Raw genomic sequence first — 21617 nt, forward strand, 5'->3', positions numbered from 1 at the left:
ACGAGCGTATCGATCAAGTGGTAGTTGGTAGAGCAACGTATCATTGCAGGAGAAACATGATGGTTGGTTCGGAATCCGCAGATTTTTTCATGCTGCGTTTAGGCACGCCGCATCCGTCGTGGATATTCACCGATGACAGCAACATGATCGGCATTGTCGATTGCGACGGGGTGATGAGCGCCACGTTCGAGCTGGATCGCAGCCAGGTCGCACGGATTCGAGGATTGGGCCGATCGGTGGAGAGAATCAAGTGTACGTGCGAGCGCGCTGGCAGGGAGCTGCACTTTTATCTCCATGGCAGACGGATGTCTCAGGGCGTGTGGGCCGGAGTCGCGTCGGCCGATCCCGACTATCTGCCGACCGACGCGATGATCGCAACATGGGAAGTGCCGAAGCCCGTCGATGCGTTCAGGTTGACGGACGTCGGTGCAGACATGATCGCTTCGGTTAGCCCGGCCTGAACTGCGATCACAGTTTGGGCGCGGGCTCGAGCCGGAACGTCCCGATCGGCGTGACCGAACGTTCGACATGCCCGTCTGTCTGCACGCGTACATCGTCTGATGCATGTGGTCCTGGCACACTCAACCTCGGATCGCCAGGACCGATTTGCTGGCCAGTTCATCGGCCAGCGCTTTTTATTCATTGAGCCGGTTGAATCGGTTCGCTTGCCTCGCGCCCTCCGATCAGGAGAGGCGCGCGGCGCTGAGGTCTCCTTCGAGCGAAGCCGCCGCGAGTCGGCACGCGAGCGCAACGCATCAAGCCACCCGGAGGAGATCGCATCATCCTCGATGCCCGGGTGGCGCCGCACCGCCAAGCCGAGTGCTCGCCTTCCCATGCATCCCGCCAGCCTGATTACCATGACCCCGACCTTCGCCCCCGTCACGCACGCCGACGCCGAAACCCTCGTCGCGATCCGCATTGCCGCGATGCGCGACAGCCTCGAACGCATCGGCCGTTTCGATCCGCAGCGTGCGCGCGACCGGTTTCTCGTGTCGTTCGATCCGGCGCTCTGCCGTTTCATCGAGATCGACCATTCGCGTGCGGGCTTCTATACGCTTCGCCCGATGACGGATCACTGGCTGCTCGACCACCTGTACATCGTGCCCGCGCACCAGGGGAGGGGCATCGGCGCCGCCGTGCTGCGCGAGATCCTTGCCGAAGCCGACGAACACCGGATGCCCGTTCGCGTCGGCGCATTGCGCGGCAGCGACTCGAACCGCTTCTACGAACGGCACGGCTTCGTGCGAACCGGCGAAGCGGAGTGGGACATCTACTACCGGCGCGAACCCGGCGCGTCGACGACATAGCATTCGCGCGATGCATTCCGGTTGAAATCGACACACGCACATTAGCGTTTCCACCCATGTGGAAAATGCGGAGCCGGCCGATGTTGCAGAGAGGGCGTAAATAATTGATCCGAGGCGGACTATGACGACATCTGCAACAAACGACGTGAATGCCGTGCCGTCCGAAACGTCCGACAGCGCAGCGGCATCGGGCGAGGCGGCCCGCGTACCGTCGATCCTGCTGGTCGACGACGAACCGAACGTGCTGTCGGCGCTCAGGCGCGTGTTCCGGCCCACCGGCTACGACATCGTGACCGCCGACAGCGGCGAGGCCGCACTCGCGATCCTGGCGTCGACCGAAATCGACCTGATCGTGTCAGACATGCGGATGCCGCACATGAGTGGCGCGGAATTCCTGGCGCGCGCGCGGGGGCTGTACCCGGACACGATGCGCATTTTGCTGACCGGCTATGCGGAGATCGCGTCGATCATGCAGGCCGTCAACGAAGGCGGCGTGTATCGCTACCTGAACAAGCCGTGGGACGATCACGACCTGCTGTTGACCATCGAGCAGGCGCTGGAGCAGCGCCGTCTGCGTCGCGAAGCGGCCCGGCTGGCGGCGCTGACGGAGGCGCAGAACGAAGCGCTGCGCCGTTTCAATACGGACCTCGAAACGCAGGTGCGCGCGCGCACCGAAGAGCTTGGCCAGACGGTGATGTTTCTCGAGGCGGCGCAAAGCGACCTGAAAAGCAGTTTCACGGCGATGGTCCAGGTGTGCGCGAGCATGATCGAGCTGCGCTGCGGGGCCGCGAGCGGGCATGCGATGCGGGTCGGCGAGATCGCGCGACGGCTCGCGCTGGCAGCCGGGATGAGCGAACTGCACGCGCAGGACGTCTATTTCGCGGGGCTGTTGCACGGCATCGGCAAGCTGTCGCTGCCGGATGAATTGCTGCACAAGCCGCTCACGCGGATGACGACGGACGAGCACCGCATGTTTCAGGAGCATCCGTTGCGTGCGCAGATGGTGCTCACGCCGGTTGCCCAGTTGCACAAGGTCGCGTCGATCGTGTTGCACCAGTACGAGCGCTTCAACGGCCGTGGCACACCGGACGGCCTGGTCGGCGACGCGATCCCGGTCGGGTCGCGGATCGTCGCGATCGCGCGCGATTTCGAGGGGCTGCGCAACGGCGAAATCGGTGCGCCGCATTCGATCGAACAGGCGATCGACGTGTTGCGCTCGCAGGCGAACGTGCGTTACGACCCGCAACTGGTTGCGCGCTTCATCGAGTTGATGCGGGATCCGGCGAGTCTCGGCATCGCGGCGTCCGTCGCGGAAATCCGGTCGGCTCAACTGCGCGAGGGGATGCAGCTCGCCGACGATCTGCGCACGCATCGCGGCGTGCTGTTGATGACGAAAGGCAGCGTGATGTCCGCGCACCAGATCGAGCTCGTGCGCCGCTTCGAGATGCGCGAGGGCACGCCGTTCGACATTCTCGTGCTGGCCCGTCCGGCCGGGCAGGCGCACGCCCCCGGTGCCGGCGCGCCGCCGGCCTGACGCCGAAACGCCGGCCCGATGGCCGCGGTGCGCGCGACCGCCCGCGCCGCGGCGATGCATTCAACCCGTTCCGGGCGTCCGATCATGCATGGCATCTACAACGTTTCGCTCGTCCTGCTGTCGCTCGCGATCGCGACGCTTGCGTCCTATACGACGCTCGACCTCGCCGCGTTCATCTCGCTGCTCGACAATCCGAAGCTCAAGCGCGCATGGCTCGGTGGCGGCGCGGCGGCGATGGGCACCGGAATCTGGTCGATGCATTTCGTCGGCATGCTCGCGTTTTCGCTGCCGGTGCCGCTCGGCTATGCATGGCAGGAAACCGGCGCGTCGCTGGCGATCGCGGTGCTCGTATCGTATTTCGCGCTGAACGTCGTCACGCGCGCACGGCTGGCCTGGTGGCGGCTGTGCGCGGGCGGCGTGCTGATGGGCGGCGGGATCGCCGGCATGCATTACACGGGGATGGCCGCGATGCACATGCAGCCCGGCATTCGCTACGATGCCGCGCTGTTCGCTGCGTCGATCGGCATCGCGGTGATCGCGTCGACGGCTGCACTGTGGATCGCGCAGGCGTTGCGCATGCAGCAGGCGCGCCACGCGACCGCGCAGCGCATCGGCGCGGCCGTCGTCATGGGCATCGCGATTACCGGCATGCACTACACGGCGATGGCGGCCGCGCATTTCGCGCCGGATGCGCGGTGCGGCGCCGCGAACGGGGTCGATGCGCCGTGGCTCGCGACGACGGTCGCGTTGTTTACGATGGCGACGCTGGTCGTCACGCTGCTGGTGTGCCGTTTCGATGCGCGCACAACTTTTCTGCGCGGGATGACCGACACGCTCGAACGGCTCGTGCGATCGAGAACCAGCGAACTCGAACGCGCGCTGCATAGCTACGAGCAAACGACACGGATGCTGCAACGCACGCGCGAGAACATGGCGGCCGAGATCGACGAACGCAAGGCCGCGCACGCGCTGCTCGAACAGGAGAAGGACGAACAGCGGCGTTTGCTGCATGCGCTCGAGGAAACGCACGACCAGTTGCTGCAGTCGGAAAAGCTCGCGTCGATCGGCCAGCTCGCGGCCGGCGTCGCGCACGAGATCAACAATCCGATCGGCTTCGTCAGCGCGAACCTCAATACGTTGAAGACATGGGTGCACAGCCTGCTCGACGTGGTCGCGGCACATGAAGCCGTGCTGCCGCAGCTCGACCCCGCCACCCGCGACGCGTTGGCGGCCGTGCGCCGCGCGGCGGATCTCGACTATGTCCGGGACGAGATCGCGCTGTTGATCGACGAGTCGATCGACGGCGCGCTACGTGTGCGGCGCATCGTGCAGGACCTGCGCGATTTCTCGCGTCCGGCCAGCGACGAATGGAGCGTGGTCGATCTCCATGCGGGCCTCGAGAGCACGCTCAACGTCGTCCACAACGAACTCAAGTACAAGGCCGACATCGTGCGCGATTACGGCGATGTCCCGCACGTCGAATGCCTGCCGTCGCAGTTGAACCAGGTTTTCATGAACCTGCTGGTCAACGCGGCGCAAGCGATTCCGGAGCGCGGCGTGATCACGATCCGCACGTCGAGCGACGGCGATCAGGTGTCGATCGCGATCAGCGATACCGGCGTCGGCATGACGCCCGACGTCGCGCGGCGGATCTTCGATCCGTTCTTCACCACGAAGCCGGTCGGGCAGGGCACGGGGCTCGGACTGTCGGTATCGCACGGCATCGTCGAGCGTCATCGCGGCACCATCGACGTGACCAGCGAGCCGGGGCGCGGCACGACCTTCCGGATACGGTTGCCGGTTCGACGCGCCGGCGACCGCACGCACGCGGCAGCGCAGGAGCAACGGGCGTGACGACATGACGGCGAGCGGTCGCGGGCGTCGTGTGTCATGCCGATCGCTTGCGGCGCTGACGACGAAAGAAATGCCAGAACATCGCGGTCGCGTCCGGCCCCGTGGCGGAATGGAACGGCTCGTCCGGATCTCCGCCGCTCCATGCATGCCGCAGCCCGCGAACGACACACACCCTGACGACCAGCCGTCCACGCTTCAGATAATCGATGTAGTCCGCCTCGTCCTGCGCGTAGCGGCGTTGCTCGCCGACGCGGATCGCGCCGTGTTCATCGACGAGCCGGTTGAGTCGCGCGAACGCGATGCCGAGCTGCGTCGCATTGCGGTCGGTCACGACCGTATCGAGCGCGCCGTGGACGACGAGCGCCGGCATGCCGGGATAGGACGCGACGTCGGTGCACGCGTCGAGCACATGGATCGGATCGTCGCGGATGCCGCGACGCATCAGGCTCATCGCGGCCATCGTCGACGACGGCGGCGTGATCGCCGGGCCCGAGTGCAGGCCGACCGCCGCGAAGCGGTCGGGATACCGTATCGCCAGCGCCGCGGCGAGCCCGGCGCCCGCAGACATGCCGGCCACGTAGATCCGGTCGCGATCGAAGCCGTGGCGCCGCACGATGGCGTCGACCAGCGACGCGACGGCCGCGGCTTCGGACTGGGTCGCGTCGCCATGCCAGTGCCAGCAGCGGTGCGCATGGGCCGTCTTGGCCTGTTCGGGAAACAGCACGGCGAACCCGGATCGCTCCGCAAGACGGCACATGCGCGTGCCCGCGGCGAACGATTCGGCGGTCTGCTTGCAGCCGTGCAGCATGACGACGGCCGGCATGCCCTCGGTTGCCGCCGGGGCGACGGGGAGATACAGCGCGTACGCCAGATGGTTCACGAGCCGGCCGGCGCTCGGGCCGGCGGAATGAAACGAGCGGAGCCAGGTGCCGGGCGGCCGGGCCGACGGGGCGCGCGCGCCGTGCGCAGAGCCTGTCCGCCTGGCGGTACGGGCGGTGACGGCCGGCTCGACGGTTCGTGGGGCGGCCTTTGGGGTCGCCTTTTTGACAGCCGGCCGCGACCTGCCGACCTGCTTCTTCGGGCGCGCGCCGGTCGCGATGGCAAACAGGTCGAGAGGCCGCAACCAGAGGCTGGATTTTTTCCTGGGCATGTGCAGTTTCGTGCCGGCGGCCGGCCGTGGCAGGAAAATGTGGCCGAATCCGGCGTCGGGATGGAAGTCGAACGAGCGCGTCGCAAGGTTCGTGCTGCCGGTGCCGCCGCAATCGAACGGCATCGCCGAACCGATTGTCGGCAATGCTAGTCGCCCGACGTGACGTGCGTGCGAATCGAGGGTCGCTTCGGCCCTGTCGCGATCGTCAATTCAGCAGCATATCGTTCAAAGGTGCCGAATGCCGCGCCCGGCGCTCGACGGTGGCCGGCGGGCGCGGTCGATCGAAGCCGCCGCGCGACGCTCTCCGCCCGCGCGGGCGGAAACGACGACGGCGATCGAATCGCCGGCTGACGCCGATATTCACGTGATATCGTGCGGTTCGACTGCAGTGTCCATCGTTCATTCCGTTGTGAGGGGCGACATGCGGCTTGCTGATTTCATCGTACGGAACATGGAACCGATCCTGGTGCAGTGGGAAGCGTTCGCCGCCACCCTGCTACCGGCCGCGCGGAACATGAACTCGATCGGGCTACGCGATCACGCGCGTGAGATTCTGACCGCCGTCGCCAAGGACATCGCGACGCCGCAAACGAGGGAAGCGCAACGCCAAAAATCGCTGGGGCACGCACCCGAGCCAGTGAATGCCGGAGAGACGGCCGCCCAGACTCATGCCGCCCTGCGCGCCCGGCGGGGTTTCAACATCAACCAGCTGGCAGCCGAGTATCGGGCACTGCGCGCCAGCGTGTTGCGCCTGTGGATCGACGAGTGTCGACCGAGCGTGCCCCATCTGGACGACGTGATTCGCTTCAACGAGGCGATCGATCAGGCGCTGGCGGAATCCGTCGCCTTTTTTACCGAAGAGATCGAGCAGGCTCGCAACTTGCTCCTCGGCATGCTGGGCCACGACATGCGCACGCCGCTGCAGACGATCCAGGTCACGGCGTCGTATCTCGCCGCGCTCAATGCAGGTGAGGAGGTATCGGAAGCAGCCGCGCGCCTGATCAGAAGCGGTGCCCGCATGCACGGCCTTCTCGACGATCTCTGCGATTTCAATCGAACCCAGCTCGGACTGGGCATCAACGTCGTTCCCCGCAAGATCGATCTCGCGCACGTGCTCGTCAATGTGGTGGACGAATTGCGGGCAGGTCATCCCGATCGCGAAATTACGCTCGATATGAGCGGCGATCTGCGAGGTGATTGGGACGATCAGCGAATGCAGCAACTGTTGAGTAATCTGGTGAGCAATGCCGTCAAGTACGGCGCGGCCGGGACACCGGTGCGGGTGATGGCCGAGGCGGGCGGCGCGGAAGTGCTCATCGAGATCGGCAATAACGGCCCGGCCATCGATCGGCTCACGCTGGACCGCATCTTCGATCCGCTCCAGCGCGGAGCGGATCGTTCGGACAGAACGGGTGACGATACCGGCCTGGGACTCGGCTTGTTCATCGCCAACGAAATTGCCAAGGCGCATCGCGGCCGGATCGACGCGCGGTCCGATCAGACGGAAACCGTATTCGCGGTGCGGCTGCCGAGAGGCGTGTGAGGCAGGAAGCGGGGGCCGGGGATGCGTTGGCTTTGCGCGAGTCCGCTCGGAGGCGCGCGGGATGGTGGTGCTGCATCGCTTGGGGCGGAGGTTGCGGCAGTTTGCTGCTGGTGGGCTCGAGTGATCGCGAAAAGTTGCTTTAGCCGATGAGTTCGCAGTGGCCCGCATGCGATCGCTCGAGGTTCGCCAGCCGGCTTGCGGTCGGGGATGGCGATAGGCGTTACCGGCCAGAAGCGGTCAGTCGGCCTTTATATGAAAACCGTCGATAATGTTTCGTAGCAACGGTAGTGCACTCAGGAAGAATTTCACGACATGAACTCCGCCGATATCATGCACGTTTTCGAGTTGCTTATCGCGCTAGCCGCGATCGGCCTGCTGGTCAGCGGCCTTATGCAGAGTAGAATCGCCGCCAAACTGCAGAGCCGCTATCCGGGAGAAAGCGCGTTCCTTGGAAAGGACAGTAAATTCAACTACGCGCCGATTATCTGGCTGGTGAGCGGTGACTATAGATCACTGAACGACCCACAAATTGATAGCTGGGCGCGCGTAGCAAGGGTGGCACTGCTTGTTGGTGCTTTAGCCTTATTACTGTTTTTCGCGCTGCTCGTGTACGGACGATATCGCGCGCACTTAATGTAGATGACCGCTTGTCGTCAAATTGACCGGCCGCTTCGGGTCGACTACAGCCGAACGAGTCTGGCTGCAGACTGCAGGAGACGGTTGTTCAAGCCCATACCCTGCCGTGATCGCGCATAATGGTGCAGCATCTGGCGGGCCAGATGCTGCTTTGGAGGTCCGCTTCAGAAATGAAAAATATTCAGATTATCGACGGCGCAGAAAATTGTGTTTATGACATTTTTGCGGCGACAGACGAGCAGTTTGACTTGATATTTCCGAAGGAGACTGACATTGCATTCATCGACGAGGTTTATGGCCGATCCGATGAGGCGTCGTTGGATGCTGCTTTCGCCGAGATATGGGCTCGTCCGGTGAAGAAGAAGGACGTGAACGGTATTCACGGCACACTCTTCTATGAGCTTGAGCAGAAGAAGAAATACTACCCTTCCAGGAAAGACGATGAAGCAGTCAATCCTGACGGAAGCCATTTGCGATAGTCAAATCTTTTTAGCACACGACGCGCCAGCGTAGTTCAGAAGTCTCGTGTGCTGTCGCGCCGCGTCGCGCTATCGCGCCGATGCCGCTTGTGCTCGTCAACTCCGTGACTAGACTGGATCAATAGCGTCCGGGCGTGCTTTAGCCGCAGCCGCCCGTCGCGAGTCAGTGGACCGCTCGCGCTCGCGTAAGTAGCACCGGGCAGGAGGACACGTGAAATGCTTCATCTGGCGCCAGGAAAGAGCATGGCATCGAGGCGGGCAGGAAGCGCGATGGCGCGCGCGGTTCTGCTGGCCTCCTCTGTCTTCGTCACGTCGGGACATGCCGAACCGGTCGTCACGGGGCCCCTCAGCGTCGACGGATCGCTCGTCGTTCTCGGGCCGGTTACTGTCGACGGCTCGCTGACGGTGGCTGGTGACATCTCCGCTCGCGGCCCGGTCACCGCGGCCACGATTGAACGGATTCCTCCCGACGGGCATGCCATACGTAGACGTCAGGGCGAAAATACGTTTCACGGCCCGCTCACCGTGCATGGCTCGCTGACCGTGCGCGGTGATCTGGAAGCACATGGACCGATTTCCGTTGGCGGCGCCATCGGCGCCGTTGGGACGGTTGACGCTGAGGGTCCGATTACGGAGCGTCGTTGAATACGCGTCACCGGAGATAGCACTCGTTCTGTTGACTCGGTCGGTTGACGCATCTCGCAGCATTCATATTCGAAGCGTTCCGGGCACCCGGCGATGCGCTCGACTTCGGCCATTTCCCGCCACTCGCTCGGGTGGTCGCAGTGAGTCACTCCAATGGCTGCTTTGCCGTTACATCGCGTACCCTCGGCGGTTGCGTCAAGAAAATTTCGCCGACTTGCTTACGCCCGGAATAATTTTGTCGACGCTTAGTGAACCTCCACTTCCCACGGTAAGCTGATGAATTCCCGATCGATTCTTCGGCTTGCGAGAGAAAGCGATGAAGTTGACCGTTGCGTACATCGAAGAGCCGCCGTTCGGCTGGACCGAAGCGGACGGCACCGCTACCGGCGCCGATCTCGAGCTCGCCGGGACGATTCTCCGGCAGATTGGCGCCACCCGAATCGAGTATTGCCCGACGACGTTCAGCGAATTGCTGCCCGGCGTCGAAGCAGGTCGCTGGGACATGAACGTGCCGCTCTTTGTGACGCCGAAGCGTGCCGATACCGTCGCGTTCAGCGTGCCGGTGTGGGGGATCGGGGACGGCTTTCTGGTCCGGCCCGGCAACCCGAAGGCGTTGCGCAGCTATGCGTCGATCGCCGAACGTCCCGATGCGCGTCTCGGCATCATTGCAGGGCAGGTGCAGCATGATTCCGCGATCGCGTCGGGCGTGAGTCGGCGGCAGATCGTCGTCTTCGAACAGCAAGCCGACGCGATCGCGGCCGTTCTCTCCGGCGTGATCGACGCCTACGCGAGCACGGCCTTGGGAAACCGGATCGTTGCGAGCCGGATAGGCCGCGCGATGATCGAGGACGTCGCGCATGAGCCGGAGGTAAACGGCAGCCAGCGGACCCCTCCGCTGGGCGCGTTTTCGTTCAACCGGGAAAACCGGAATCTTCTGACGGCGGTTAACCGACGACTTCGTTCATATCTCGGCTCGCCGGACCATCGCGCCCGCATGGCGAAATTCGGGCTGACCGCGCGCGAAATCGATCCGGCCGTGTTGCAGACAGGATAGGTCGGCACGCGGCCGCGTTCGGTCATTCCCGCACGTCGCCGTTCGCCTCGATCGTCTGGCCGGTACCCAATGACCGTCGTCGGAAGCCAGAAACGCGACGACGGCGGCGATTTCCGAAGGCTCGCCAAAGCGGCCCAGCGCGATTTGCGCCTCGGCCGCCTTGACGCGTTCGGGATTCTCGCGAAAGGCGGCGTTCGCATCCGTGCGCGTGAAGCCCGGCGCGACGGCGTTCGCGGCGATGCCGCGCGGCCCCAGCTCGATGGCGAGCGTATGGGTCAGCGTGTCGATGGCCGCTTTCGCCATCGAGTAGACGGGCGCCGCCGTGACTCTCGCAGCGGCGCGGATACGCGTTTTCCGGATGCGAGGCACGGCTGGTCGAGCTACTGGGCAAGTGTCCTTCGCAAAGGGTGGGAAAAGCGAGGGCGACGTGACGCGCGTCTGCGCCGCGTCGACATGCACGCCGGGCTTTGCCCGCAAATCGGGCTATAGTCGTAAACGATATTCACAGCGACGTTTGCGACATGAGATTGACTATCCTGGCCCTCGACGGTCTGTTCGATACCGGGCTCACGGTGCTGCTGGATACCTTCGCGATGGCCAACGAACTGGCTGCTGCTCAAGGCTTTGCCGCGCCACCCTTCGACGTGACGGTGGCTGGCGTGCGCAAACGCATTCGCACCGCGCATGGATTGTCGATGGCGGTGGAATCGGCAAGCAGCGTGCGCCACCCGAACTGGGTGGTCGTGCCCGCGCCCGGTATCAGGGAGCCGGAACGCCTCGCCCAGGCGCTGGAGCGTCGAGACGTGCGCGATGCGATGGCGCACCTTCGTGCGTGGCATGCTGGCGGCATCGGCGTGGCCGCCGCCTGTATCGGTACGTTCTTGCTGGCCGAAGCCGGGCTTCTGGATCATCGCGAGGCGACGACTACGTGGTCGCTCTCGCCTTTTTTTCGTCAACGTTATCCGGCGGTCGATCTGAACGAGTCGCGCATGGTCGTCGCCGCGGATCGCCTGATTACGGCAGGGTCGGCTATGGGCCATCTCGACCTGGCGCTGTGGTTGCTGCGTCAGGCCAGTCCCGAACTGGCCACGCTCGTGGCGCGCTTCATGCTGATCGACAAGCGCGCATCGCAAGCCGAATACATCATTCCGGATTACCTTGCACACGCCGATCCATTGGTCGCGCGATTCGAGCGCTGGGCTCGCGAGAATCTTTCCCTGGGTTTCTCGCTTCAGGCAGCCGCAGCGGCATTGGCCGTCGGACCGCGCACGTTGCAGCGTCGTACCGAGGCGGTACTCGGGAAGTCGCCGCTGGCGTTCTTCCAGGATCTCCGGATCGAACGGGCGCAGAACCTCGTGTCGATGGGTTACGACCTGGAGACGATCGCAAGCGAGGTCGGCTATGCGGATGCGGCGACGTTGCGGGCCTTGTTGCGGCGCCGGCTCGGCCGTGGGGTGCGGGAACTGCGTGCCGACAATCGGTAGCGTCCTCGGTACGGCCGGCATTGCTTCGCCAACGCGAGCGACCGGGCTCGAACGCCGTCGCTGCGTCGACGGCGGCGCCGTCGTACGCCGCGCATGCCGAGGCAAGGTTCCGTGGGCTCCGCCGGAACCGCGCTAGCGCGTGCCGACGTCCGCGTGAACGCGCGTCAGTTCGATCATGAAATCCAGGAACGCGCGCGTCTTTGCCGGCACGTGATGCCGGGACGGGTAGTACGCGTATAACGGATACCGCTCGTCGGCCCATTCGGGAAAGAGATCGATCAACCGGCCGTCGGCGATCAGCGGCTCGGCGCCGAGCAGCAGCATCTGCGCAATGCCGGAACCGGCGAGGCACGCGTTGAACAGCGCGCCCGGATCGTTGACCGTGAGGCGTCCGCGGGTGTCGACCACGATGCGTTTGCGCTTGCGATGGAATTCCCACGCGAACGGCTTGCCTGTCTCGGGGTTGCGAAATTCCAGGCAGCGGTGGCTCCCGTTCTCGAGGTCCTGGGGTTTTGCCGGCCGTCCCCGGCGCGCGATGTACGAGGGCGCCGCGACCGTCACGACGCCGGTGTCGAGCAGCTTTCTCGCGATCAGGCTGGATGCGCGCGGTTCGCCGAATCGCACGGCGAGGTCGAAGCCGTCCATGACGAGGTCGCCCAGGCTGTCTCGCGCGATGAGCTCGATTTCGAGCTCGGGATGTGCGTCCATGAACGCATCGAGCCGTGGCCCGAGAATGGCCCGGTAGACGACCGGATCCAGATTGATTCGCAGCTTTCCACGCACGGCGGAGGCGCCGCCTGCGGCCGCCGCGGCGGCTTCCTCCAGCCCGGCGAGATGGGGCATGACCTGCTCGTAAAAGCGGCGGCCCTCTTCGGTGAGCGACACCGATCGCGTCGTTCGGTTGAACAGCCGGATGTTCAGCCTTCTTTCCAGCCGGGCAATCGCTCGGCTGACGCCCGGGGGCGTCATGCCGATCACGTCGGCGGCAGCCGCGAACGTGCCGGCATCGACCACGGCGGCGAACACGCTGATGCTGCCGGACAGTTTTTCGCTACTGGATCTCATCGTCGTTCGAGTGAATACGGGGAGCGGATGGCGAGCGGCCCACGGAAGGCCGACGCGCGAACGCCGCACGGTGCGTTGCTGCCGGGCATCCGTGTCGATCATGCCCAATTGATGACGCGTTGTCACTTATCTGATGCCATCCATGTCGTTTTGTTTCGCTCGGCGTTTGTCCAGAATGCGACCCACGTATTCACACATGGAGAACGAGCAATGTATGCAATCACGGGAATCACCGGCCAGGTCGGCGGCGCACTGGCTCGCGAGCTGCTGGCCGCGGGGCGGCCGGTGCGCGCGGTCGTACGCGACACGGCACGGGCAAGGACATGGGCGGAGCGCGGGTGCGAGATGGCAACCGCGGTCATGGAAGACCCTTCGTCGCTCGCCGCCGCGTTCGCCGGCGCGTCGGGCGTTTTCATCCTGTTGCCGCCGGTGTTCGATCCGGCGCCCGGGTTTCCCGAGGCGCGGAAGGTGATCGAAGCCGTATCCGCCGCGCTTCTGACGGCGCGTCCGGAAAAGGTCGTTTGCCTGTCGACGATCGGCGCGCAGGCCCACGAGACCAATCTGCTCACGCAACTCACGCTGATGGAGCAGGCGCTGCGCGAGATGCCGATGCCGGTGACGTTTCTGCGGCCCGGCTGGTTCATGGAGAACGCCGCGTGGGATGTCGCGTCCGCGCGCGACGGGGGCGTCGTCGCCAGTTACCTGCAGCCGCTCGACAAGCCCGTGCCGATGGTCGCCACCGCGGACGTGGGCCGTGTTGCGGCGGAACTGCTGCAGCAGACGTGGCGCGGTGTGCGTGTCGTCGAGCTCGAAGGCCCGCGCCGGGTGAGCCCCCACGATCTCGCGCTGGCCTTCGCTCGCGTTTTGGGCCGGGACGTGCGTGCGGAAGCCGTCGACAGGCGAACGTGGGAAGCGCTGTTTCGCGCGCAGGGCATGAAACATCCGCTCCCGCGCATGCGCATGCTGGATGGCTTCAACGAAGGCTGGATCGATTTCGACAGCAATCCTGACGATATCTTGCGCGGCCATGTCGCGCTGGACACGGTGCTGGGCGAGCTGGTGTCGCGTACGGTCTGAACGAATGCGGCGGGCGACGCGTGGCGCGCTTGCGCCGCGCCCGCCCATGCATCGGATTTCCGGTCAGACGGAGAGCGGATTACATGCCGAAAGGGTGTCGTAAATGCCGCCATTAATGTCATTTATGACTATGGCGCAAGGCCTCGCCGCGCGTCTAGACTGCGAAGCATCTCCGGCATTCCCGGACCTGTTCGACCGCCATCCGCCTGCTCGTACCGGCTCGCTCACTTCAGAGATCAACATGAAATCGACTCCCGGCAGCATCCTCGACACGATCGGCAACACGCCGCTCGTCCCGTTACGATACGTTGTCCCGAACAACGGTGCGCGTTTGTTCGTCAAGCTCGAAAGCCAGAATCCGACCGGCAGCATGAAAGACCGGATCGCGCTGGCGATGATCGAAGCGCCCGAGCGCGATGGGCGTCTGACGCCCGGCGGCGCGGTGGTCGAGTACACCGGCGGCAGCACGGGCGTGTCGCTCGCGCTGGTGTGCGCCGTCAAGCGGCATCCGCTGCATCTGGTTTCATCGGATGCGTTCGCGAAGGAGAAGCTCGATCACATGCGCCTGCTTGGCGCGAAGCTGACGCTCGTCCCGAGCGACAACGGCAAGCAAACCGAGAAGCTGACGAAGGACATGATTCGCGAAGCGCACCGGATTGCCGGTGAGACGGGCGCATACCTCACCGCACAGATGGAAAACACCGATCAGCTCGGCGCCTATACGAAGATGGCCGACGAGATCTGGGAGCAGACCGGCGGCCGTCTCGACGGTTTCGTCCAGAGCGTCGGTACGGCTGCGTCGCTGCGCGGGATTTCGCGGCGCTTGCGCGAGCATGACGCACGCATCCGGATCGCCGGTGTCGAGCCGGCCGAATCGGCGGTGCTGTCGGGAGGGCCGACCGGGGCGCACAAGATCGACGGAATCGGCGCGGGCTATGTCGTGCCGCTTTGGCGCGACGGCATCGCGGACGAACTCGAGCGCGTCTCGACGGAGGACGCGAGAGCCATGGCGTTCCGGCTGGCCGCCGAGGAGGGGCTGTTCTGCGGTACGTCGACCGGCGCCAACGTAACCGGCGCATTGCGACTCGCCGAACGGCTCGGCCCGGACGCCACGATCGTGACGATCATGTGCGACACGGGCATGAAGTATCTGAAATCGTTCGCGCAAACGATGGGCTGATGGTTTGGGGGCTTGCGTCGGCGAGATCCGCATGGATGACGGACGCGGTACCTCCCGTTTTCCCGATAGCCGGGAGCGTTTTCGTCCGCGCCGGATTGGCCGATCGGCGCAGCGCTTCGGGTTCGAGGTTGCCGTGCGTGTTCGAGATCCGCTGCGCGGCACCGGACGCGACGACGCGGTACCGAGCTTGCCTCCAGCATCGTGGGGCGACGAGATCGTGGCCGACTATCGTGCGACGGGTTTCGCGTTCGACTGGCATCTGCTGGCGCTGCCATGCGATCTTCACCTGCCGATTCTCCGCCGCAACTCAGCGACCCTCCACCGCGCGCGCCGGAACCGTTGCCGCGACCAAAGTCGCATCGCCGATTTTCGGCAACCACGCAAACGCGATCGCGACCAGCGTGACGCCGACGACGAGCATCGGCACCACCATCGGCCAAGCGCTCGACTGATAGCGCGGATCGATGAAAACCGCCGCCGTCTGTCCCACGCCGAAAGCGAAGAACATCATGATGAAGCCGGACCACGATACCGCGCGACCGGCAAGATGAGGCAGGCCGCTGACCGCTCCTGCCTGCCCGCAAGGCTGATGGATTCCGTGGCCGAGGCAATACACGCCATGCCCGACGAGCAGCGGCCAGATGCTGCCGGGAAGCAGCGCACATCCCAACGCCTGGATCGCCGCGCCTGACAGGCTCAACGTTGCGCCCTGGCGCACCGTGCGCAGCATGCTTTGACGTCGCAGCAACTGCCGGCAGCCAAAGGTACTCAGGACATAGACGAGCGTCCCGCTCGCGGGGATCCAGCCGTATCGCTGCGGCGAGATGCCGAACTGCCGGATATAGATCGTCGGAGAAAGCAGCAGAAAACAGAACATGCCGGTGTACGTCGACGCGGCCAGCAGCGTCCATACCCTGAACGGGGCATTGCCGAATATCTCGCGCACGTCCCCGGTCGCGTTCCGGCGCGGCGCGATTCTCGCGGCGCTTTCCTCGAAGCCGTACCCGCACATGACGAGCAAGCCGAACGCATACAGGCTCATCCCCGCGAGTACCCATCGCCAGCCGGCGTGCTGCGTGACGTACGCCCCGACGATCGGGGCGAGGAACGCCATCATCCCCATTCCCATGAAGCCGCGTGCCATCACGTACGGGCCGTCGCCCGCCGAATACCGGTCGCGCACCGTCGCGCGGGCGCATACCAGTATCGCGGCCATGGCAAAGCCCTGCATCGCACGCGCGGTCACCAGCATCGCGGCGGTCGACACGAGCGCCGCCGCCAATGCGGTCAGCGCATAGAGCGTCAGGCCGGCCAGCAAGACGGGGCGACGGCCGAACCGGTCGGACAGACCGCCCATCGGCAACTGTCCGATACCGAATATCAATGCGAACACCGTGAGGCTGACGCTGGCGGAGCCGAGCGTCGCGGCGATTTCAGGCAGCGCCGGCAGATAACTGTCGGTCGCCACCGGCTGGGCCGCCAGCAGCAGCGGCAACATGAGCGCGAAGTTCAGGCGAGCGGGGCGGGTGGTGTCCGGCATGACGGGGTTCGGCACGGTCTCGGGCGGGGGAAGGGGGGCGGCAAGGCAACGTTGCCCGGCGCGGCTCGTTGGTATGGACGCGCCGAGTCTACCCGGTCGCGCCTGCCGCTCCTGCGGCGTTCGATGCCGTCGCGCATCGGGATCGCCTGCATGCCGACACCTCATCGCGTATTCAGTCGAACGGCACGGCCAGCCGGTCGATCACCGAACTGGTCGCGGGGCGCACGCCGCGCCACCATGCGAACGCCTCGGCCGCCTGCTCGACCAGCATGCCGACGCCGTCCGCGATGCCGTGCACGCCCGCGTTTTTCGCGAGCCGGAGGAACGGCGTGAGCCGCTTGCCATAGGCGAGTTCGTAGGCGGTTCCCGTCGGACTGAACACGCTCGGCGGGACGGGCGGCAGGTCGCCGGTGAGGCTGGCCGACGTCGCATTGACGACCAGGTCGAAACGTCCCATCCGCGCGAGGTCCGCGTAGCTGCCGGCGACGAGCGGACCGCGCCCGGCGACCTGCGCGGCCAGTGCACGCGCCTTGTCGACGTCGCGATTCGCAATCACGAGTTCCGCCGGGCCGGCTTCGAGGAACGGCAACAGCGCGCCGCGCGCCGCACCGCCCGCGCCGAGCACCAGCACGCGCTTGCCGGCCATCGGCAGATTGAGGTTCGCTTCGATATCGCGAACCAGTCCGATGCCGTCGAAGTTGTCCGCCAGGATGCGGCCGCCGTCGAACTTGAGTGCATTGGCCGCGCCCGCGAGGCGCGCACGCTCGCTGCGTTCGTCCGACATCGCGAACGCGTCGAGCTTGAACGGCGCGGTGACGTTGATGCCCTTGCCGCCGCCATCGAAAAACGCACGCACCGTTGCAGCAAAAGCGCCTGCCGGCTCGATCGGGCCTTCGATCGCCGTATAGCGGAGGTCCTGCCGCGTCTCTTGCGCGAAGAGGCCGTGAATCAGCGGGGATTTCGTGTGCCCGATCGGATTGCCGATCACCGCGTATCGATCAGTCATCGTTGGTTCGCTTTCGAATAGAGGACGCCATCGGCCTGCATCGCGTCGATTTCGGCCGAATCGAACCCAAGGGAACGCGCGACTTCCGCGTTGTGCTGCCCGAGATCGGGCGCGACGTCGCGAATCGTCGTATCGCAATCGGAAAACCGGAACGGCAGGTTGGGTAGCCGCAGTGTCCCGTAGCGCGGATGCTGTTGCTCGACGACCATGCCCCTGGCCTGGATCTGCGGATCGTTCAACACCTCGTCGATGCGCTGCACCTTCGCGCACGGAACGTCGATGCCGTCCAGCAGGTCCAGTACCGACGCGACGGAACGCGCGGCCACCCACGGTTCGACCACCGACAGAATCTCCGCGCGGTGCGCATTGCGCCCGGTGCCGTCGTGAAACCGCGGGTCGGCGCCGAAACCCGCCGGGCCGCCGTGCGTTGCGATCAGTTGTGCGAAGCGCTTCCACGCGTCGTCGACCTGCGCGGCGATCACGAGATCGCCGTCCGCGGCACGGAACACGCCATAGAGTGTCGAGGTGGGCATGTCGTGCCCGGTCTGCTCGGGCAGCACGCCCTTCAGCGTGTAGCACTGCACCGCGTATTCGTGCATCGACACCAGCGTGTCGTACAGCGCCATGTCGACGTGTTGCCCGCGGCCGCTCTTCACGCGCCCCAGCAGCGCGGCGTTGATCGCCGCGACCGCATGAATGCCGGTGTACATGTCGCCGAGCGAAATGCGCAGCAGCGGCGGGCGCTCGCCGGGCGTGCCGACCATCTGCATGATCCCGCTCTTCGCTTCGGCGATCAGCCCGAAGCCCGCGCGATGTGCGTCGGGGCCGGTGTGACCGTACGCCGAAATCGAGCAGTAGACGAGGCCCGGATTGCGCGCCGACAGTTCGGCATAGCCGAGCCCGAGCTTGTCCAGCGCGCCCGGCCGGTAGTTCTCGATGAAGACGTCGGCGGAGTCGCACAGCCGCTGCATGAACGCCTTGCCGCGCGCGTCCTTCATGTTCACGCTCACGCCGCGCTTGCCCATGTTGAGCTGCAGGAAGTAGCCGCTTTGCTGGTCGTCGAGCACGGTCGCGTGCTGGCGCCCGGCGTCGCCGTCGCCGGGACGCTCGACCTTGATGACTTCGGCGCCGAGCGCGGCGAGACAGCGCCCGACATACGGGCCGGCGAGGAAATGGCTGTAGTCAACGACGCGAATGCCTTCGAGGGGACGAGCCTGCATTACCGTGCCTCCGGGCGGCGCGGCACCATCAGACGATGTTCGCCGCGTTGAACGACCTGCCCGTCCTGATTGATCAGTTCCGACGGCAGCACGACGATGCCCCAGTCCGGGCGGCTCTTGCTCGCCCGCATCGAGCCGACGCGGAACGTCACGTGCAGCACGTCGCCGACCTTGATCGGCAGCAGGAAATCCCAGGTCCAGCCGAGCGACATGCCCGGCAGGAAGCGATAGTCGCTCTGGGTCTTCAGGCCGTCGGCAACGGACAGGCCGAACAGCCCGTGCGCGACGAGACAGCCGAAATGGCTGGCGTTCGCGTAATCCTCGTCCACGTGAACGGGCGTGTGGTCGCCGGTGAGGTCGGCATACGCGAGAATGCGCTCCTTGGTCACGACGTAGCTCGGGCTCGTGCATGTGTCGCCCTCGCGGGCGTCGTCCCAGTATTTCTCGACGATCGTCATGGTCATGCCTCCGCGCGCGGGTCGATCGCCAGGGCCTGTGCGACGCACGAAGCTGGCCGGGCCTGAATCAGCTCGACGGCGAGCCCGTCGGGCAGGCGAAGCCAGTTGCGCCCTTGCGGCATCTCCGTCACGTCGAACCGCCGCGCCGCAGCCAGCGCGGCCTCCAGGTCTTCGCACATCACGCCGAGATGCGCGAGCCGGCCTTCGGGGCCGTCGTGTTCCGGCGCGTGGATGAACTGCAGGCCGCCGAGCGTCCAGTACTGCCGCGGCGCGTCGGGCGTGCCGTCCACTTCGCGCAGCGTCATGCCGAGCACGTCCTCGAAGAAGCGGATGTGCCAGCGGATGTCCTTCACCCAGATCGCAACGTGTTCGAGATAGGCTTTCGTGGCATTCATGCGGCAGCCTCCTCGCGCCGGCGGTCGGCCATTGCGCGCTCCAGCCCCTTGATGCAGGCGACGAGCGTGGCGTTGACCGGGGTCGGTACGCCGTAGCGCTGCCCGGCGCGCACGACCGAACCGTTGATGAAGTCGATCTCGGTGATCGAGCCTTTTTCCAGGCTTTGCAACATCGAGGTCTTGAAGGCCGCGGGCAGCCCCGCGGCGGCGAGCGTCCATGCCTGTTCGGGATCGGTCATCGACAGCTTGACGCCGGCCGCCTGTGCCGCCGCGATCGCCTCGGCGACAGCCGCGAGCGACGTCGCCTTCAGCAGTGGCTCGTCGTAAAGCTGGCCGTAGGTGAGGCCGGTGACGCCGGTCAGCGCGCCGGTCGCGACGTTGACGAGCAGCTTGTCCCACATCGTGCCGACGATGTTGTCGCTGATCGTCGTCGCGAGGCCGGCGGTATCGAACGCGTCGGCGATCGCCCGTACCCGCGGCGTGATGCGGCCGTCGAGTTCGCCGATGTAAGTGGCCTTGCCGATGACGCCGGATTCGATATGGCCCGGCCCGCGAAGCACGCCGCCGACGTAGGTCTTGCCCGCGAGTACGCGCTCGCGGCCGACGGCGTCGCTCAGGATGTCCTCGTGTCCGAGGCCGTTCTGCAGCGACAGCACGACGGTGTCGGGCCCGACGAGCGACCGGGCACCGCGGATGGCCGCGTCGGTGTGGAACGACTTGACCAGCACCACCACCAGGTCGGCCGCGCCGACTTCGGCAGCCTGCGTCGTCGCGTGAACGCGTACGTGCCGGGAGCCGCCGGCGTCGTCGACTCGCAGGCCGTCGCGCCCCATCGCGTCGACGTGCGCGGGCGAGCGGTCGATCAACCAGGTCTCGTGACCGCCTTCGGTGAGGGTGGCGCCGATCGCGCAACCCAGTGCGCCGGCTCCCAGAATCGCGATTTTCAATGGTGTCTCCTTGACGTATGGCCTCACGATAGAAGCCGTCGCTCATATCGACAATGCAATGGATACAATGGCGTCATTGCCATGGACAATAATGTGCCGATGCCCGCCGATCTGCCGGACCTGAAACTGCTTCAGCTATTCGATCTCCTGTACGACGTGCGCAGCGTCACGCGCGTCGCCGAGCAGCTCGGCCAGAGCCAGCCGACCGTCAGCATCTGGCTCGGGCACTTGCGGGAACACCTGCACGATCCGCTCTTCATTCGCACGCCCGGCGGCATGGCGCCAACGCCGCAAGCCGACGCGCTGATCGGGCCATGCCGGGAAATCCTCGAATCGCTGCGGCGCTTCACTGCGTGGGAAATCGCATTCGATCCCGCGACCGCCCAGCGGCGCTTTCGCATCTGCATGACCGATGCGAGCCACGTCACGCTGCTGCCGCGGCTGCTGGCCCATGTTCGCGCGCAGGCGCCCGGCGTCCGGCTGGAAGCCGCACGGATCGACGGCAATACGGAGCGGGCGCTCGAATCGGGCGAAGCCGATCTCGCGATCGGCTACGTCCCGTGGCTCGGCGGCGGCATTTATCAGCAGAAGCTGTACGACCAGGACTGGATTTGTCTGGTGAATCGACATCACCCGAGGATTCGCGGCCGGCTCGGGGTAAAGCAATATCGTTCGGAAGGGCATGTCGCGATTACGGCCGGAACCGGCGCGCAACTCCTCGAACAGGCGCTGCGGCAGGCGCGCATCGAGCGGGACGTGGTGCTGGAATTGCCGGGTTTTCTGGGCTTGGGGGCGATCGTGCAGACCACCGACCTGATCACGACGCTACCGCGTCATATCGGCGAGACGCTGGCCCAGGCCAGCGATCTGGCGGTTCATGCATGCCCGATCCCGGTCGAAGGGTTTACGGTGCGGCAGCATTGGCACGCGCGCTATCACCACGAGGCCGGCAACCGGTGGCTGCGCGGTGTCGTGATTCGATTGTTCGGTGCTTCGCATTGACCGGTGGCTTCGGCGTTCGCGAGGGGGGCGGGGGCGCAGCT

General features: G+C 65.5%; 23 protein-coding genes. 14 read left to right on the forward strand and 9 right to left on the reverse strand.

Going from position 1 to position 21617, the window contains the following annotated elements; all coding sequences use genetic code 11:
* The first annotated feature begins 56 nt into the window (after positions 1-56).
* The 4 genes from WT97_RS16455 to WT97_RS16470 all read left to right on the forward strand — a co-directional run bounded on the left by WT97_RS16455 (position 57) and on the right by WT97_RS16470 (position 4695).
* Positions 57-461 carry a hypothetical protein gene (locus WT97_RS16455; protein WP_059500061.1) on the forward strand — a complete coding sequence of 135 codons (405 nt, stop codon included), beginning with the start codon at positions 57-59 and terminating at the stop codon, positions 459-461.
* A gap of 396 nt (positions 462-857) precedes the next feature.
* A complete protein-coding gene (locus WT97_RS16460; RefSeq protein ID WP_060033355.1) occupies positions 858-1307 on the forward strand; it encodes a GNAT family N-acetyltransferase in 450 nt (149 codons plus the stop codon).
* Between the two features lie 121 nt (positions 1308-1428).
* A complete protein-coding gene (locus WT97_RS16465; protein ID WP_060353821.1) occupies positions 1429-2841 on the forward strand; it encodes an HD domain-containing phosphohydrolase in 1413 nt (470 codons plus the stop codon).
* An 84-nt stretch (positions 2842-2925) separates the two neighbouring features.
* Positions 2926-4695 (forward strand): histidine kinase, encoded by a 1770-nt coding sequence (locus WT97_RS16470; RefSeq protein ID WP_060353847.1) that lies wholly within the window; start codon positions 2926-2928, stop codon positions 4693-4695.
* A gap of 34 nt (positions 4696-4729) precedes the next feature.
* Here the strand turns inward: WT97_RS16470 and WT97_RS16475 are convergent, their stop codons facing one another.
* The gene (locus WT97_RS16475) at positions 4730-5803 is read right to left on the reverse strand and encodes an alpha/beta fold hydrolase (RefSeq protein ID WP_306640733.1); all 1074 of its coding nucleotides are present in this window, start codon (positions 5801-5803) and stop codon (positions 4730-4732) included.
* On the opposite strand from WT97_RS16475, the gene WT97_RS34910 reads away from it, so the two are divergent.
* From WT97_RS34910 to WT97_RS16500, 6 genes are all read left to right on the forward strand, one after another.
* Positions 5691-6008 (forward strand): hypothetical protein, encoded by a 318-nt coding sequence (locus WT97_RS34910; RefSeq protein ID WP_257128496.1) that lies wholly within the window; start codon positions 5691-5693, stop codon positions 6006-6008. The genes WT97_RS16475 and WT97_RS34910 overlap by 113 nt on opposite strands.
* 258 nt (positions 6009-6266) lie before the next feature.
* On the forward strand, positions 6267-7388 hold the full coding sequence (locus tag WT97_RS16480; RefSeq protein ID WP_060353849.1) for a sensor histidine kinase: 1122 nt from the start codon (positions 6267-6269) through the stop codon (positions 7386-7388).
* Positions 7389-7700: 312 nt separating this feature from the next.
* Entirely contained in the window at positions 7701-8027 is a 327-nt protein-coding gene (locus WT97_RS16485; RefSeq protein ID WP_060353822.1) for a hypothetical protein, read from the forward strand.
* A 116-nt stretch (positions 8028-8143) separates the two neighbouring features.
* Complete coding sequence (locus WT97_RS16490; RefSeq protein WP_257128497.1) at positions 8144-8503, forward strand: hypothetical protein; 360 nt, start codon at positions 8144-8146, stop codon at positions 8501-8503.
* A 216-nt stretch (positions 8504-8719) separates the two neighbouring features.
* Positions 8720-9148, forward strand: a complete 429-nt coding sequence (locus tag WT97_RS16495; RefSeq protein WP_257128498.1) for a hypothetical protein — start codon at positions 8720-8722, stop codon at positions 9146-9148.
* A gap of 316 nt (positions 9149-9464) precedes the next feature.
* The gene (locus tag WT97_RS16500; RefSeq protein ID WP_060353824.1) at positions 9465-10202 is read left to right on the forward strand and encodes a transporter substrate-binding domain-containing protein; all 738 of its coding nucleotides are present in this window, start codon (positions 9465-9467) and stop codon (positions 10200-10202) included.
* On the opposite strand, the gene WT97_RS34110 is transcribed toward WT97_RS16500, so the two are convergent.
* A complete protein-coding gene (locus WT97_RS34110) occupies positions 10110-10505 on the reverse strand; it encodes an SDR family NAD(P)-dependent oxidoreductase (protein WP_156440264.1) in 396 nt (131 codons plus the stop codon). The genes WT97_RS16500 and WT97_RS34110 overlap by 93 nt on opposite strands.
* A 218-nt stretch (positions 10506-10723) precedes the next feature.
* Between WT97_RS34110 and WT97_RS16505 the strand changes: the two genes are divergently transcribed.
* Entirely contained in the window at positions 10724-11686 is a 963-nt protein-coding gene (locus tag WT97_RS16505; RefSeq protein ID WP_060353825.1) for a helix-turn-helix domain-containing protein, read from the forward strand.
* 132 nt (positions 11687-11818) lie between these two features.
* Here WT97_RS16505 and WT97_RS16510 read toward each other — a convergent pair whose 3' ends face one another.
* A complete protein-coding gene (locus WT97_RS16510; RefSeq protein ID WP_060353851.1) occupies positions 11819-12751 on the reverse strand; it encodes a LysR family transcriptional regulator in 933 nt (310 codons plus the stop codon).
* 210 nt (positions 12752-12961) lie between these two features.
* Between WT97_RS16510 and WT97_RS16515 the strand changes: the two genes are divergently transcribed.
* Together WT97_RS16515 and WT97_RS16520 are read left to right on the forward strand one after the other, a co-directional pair.
* Positions 12962-13828: an NmrA family NAD(P)-binding protein gene (locus tag WT97_RS16515; protein ID WP_060353826.1), complete on the forward strand. Its 867-nt coding sequence runs from the start codon at positions 12962-12964 to the stop codon at positions 13826-13828.
* Positions 13829-14069: 241 nt separating this feature from the next.
* A complete protein-coding gene (locus WT97_RS16520) occupies positions 14070-15008 on the forward strand; it encodes a PLP-dependent cysteine synthase family protein (protein WP_060033306.1) in 939 nt (312 codons plus the stop codon).
* A 307-nt stretch (positions 15009-15315) separates the two neighbouring features.
* On the opposite strand, the gene WT97_RS16525 is transcribed toward WT97_RS16520, so the two are convergent.
* From WT97_RS16525 to WT97_RS16550, 6 genes are all read right to left on the reverse strand, one after another.
* A complete protein-coding gene (locus WT97_RS16525; RefSeq protein ID WP_060353827.1) occupies positions 15316-16548 on the reverse strand; it encodes an MFS transporter in 1233 nt (410 codons plus the stop codon).
* Between the two features lie 172 nt (positions 16549-16720).
* Positions 16721-17554, reverse strand: coding sequence for a shikimate dehydrogenase (gene aroE, locus WT97_RS16530; protein ID WP_060033300.1), 834 nt, complete (start codon positions 17552-17554; stop codon positions 16721-16723).
* Positions 17551-18774 carry a CaiB/BaiF CoA-transferase family protein gene (locus tag WT97_RS16535; RefSeq protein ID WP_060353828.1) on the reverse strand — a complete coding sequence of 408 codons (1224 nt, stop codon included), beginning with the start codon at positions 18772-18774 and terminating at the stop codon, positions 17551-17553. The genes aroE and WT97_RS16535 overlap by 4 nt, the downstream gene beginning before the upstream one ends.
* Entirely contained in the window at positions 18774-19232 is a 459-nt protein-coding gene (locus WT97_RS16540; RefSeq protein WP_034209024.1) for a MaoC family dehydratase, read from the reverse strand. The genes WT97_RS16535 and WT97_RS16540 overlap by 1 nt, the downstream gene beginning before the upstream one ends.
* A gap of 2 nt (positions 19233-19234) precedes the next feature.
* The gene (locus WT97_RS16545) at positions 19235-19627 is read right to left on the reverse strand and encodes a VOC family protein (protein ID WP_060353829.1); all 393 of its coding nucleotides are present in this window, start codon (positions 19625-19627) and stop codon (positions 19235-19237) included.
* Entirely contained in the window at positions 19624-20574 is a 951-nt protein-coding gene (locus tag WT97_RS16550) for a ketopantoate reductase family protein (protein ID WP_060353830.1), read from the reverse strand. Before WT97_RS16550 ends, WT97_RS16545 begins: the two co-directional genes overlap by 4 nt.
* Before the next feature lie 81 nt (positions 20575-20655).
* Between WT97_RS16550 and WT97_RS16555 the strand changes: the two genes are divergently transcribed.
* Positions 20656-21576, forward strand: coding sequence for a LysR family transcriptional regulator (locus WT97_RS16555; RefSeq protein ID WP_060353831.1), 921 nt, complete (start codon positions 20656-20658; stop codon positions 21574-21576).
* The last annotated feature ends 41 nt before the right edge of the window (positions 21577-21617 follow it).

The organism is Burkholderia sp. MSMB1459WGS (genome assembly GCF_001534535.1).
Taxonomy (GTDB): domain Bacteria; phylum Pseudomonadota; class Gammaproteobacteria; order Burkholderiales; family Burkholderiaceae; genus Burkholderia.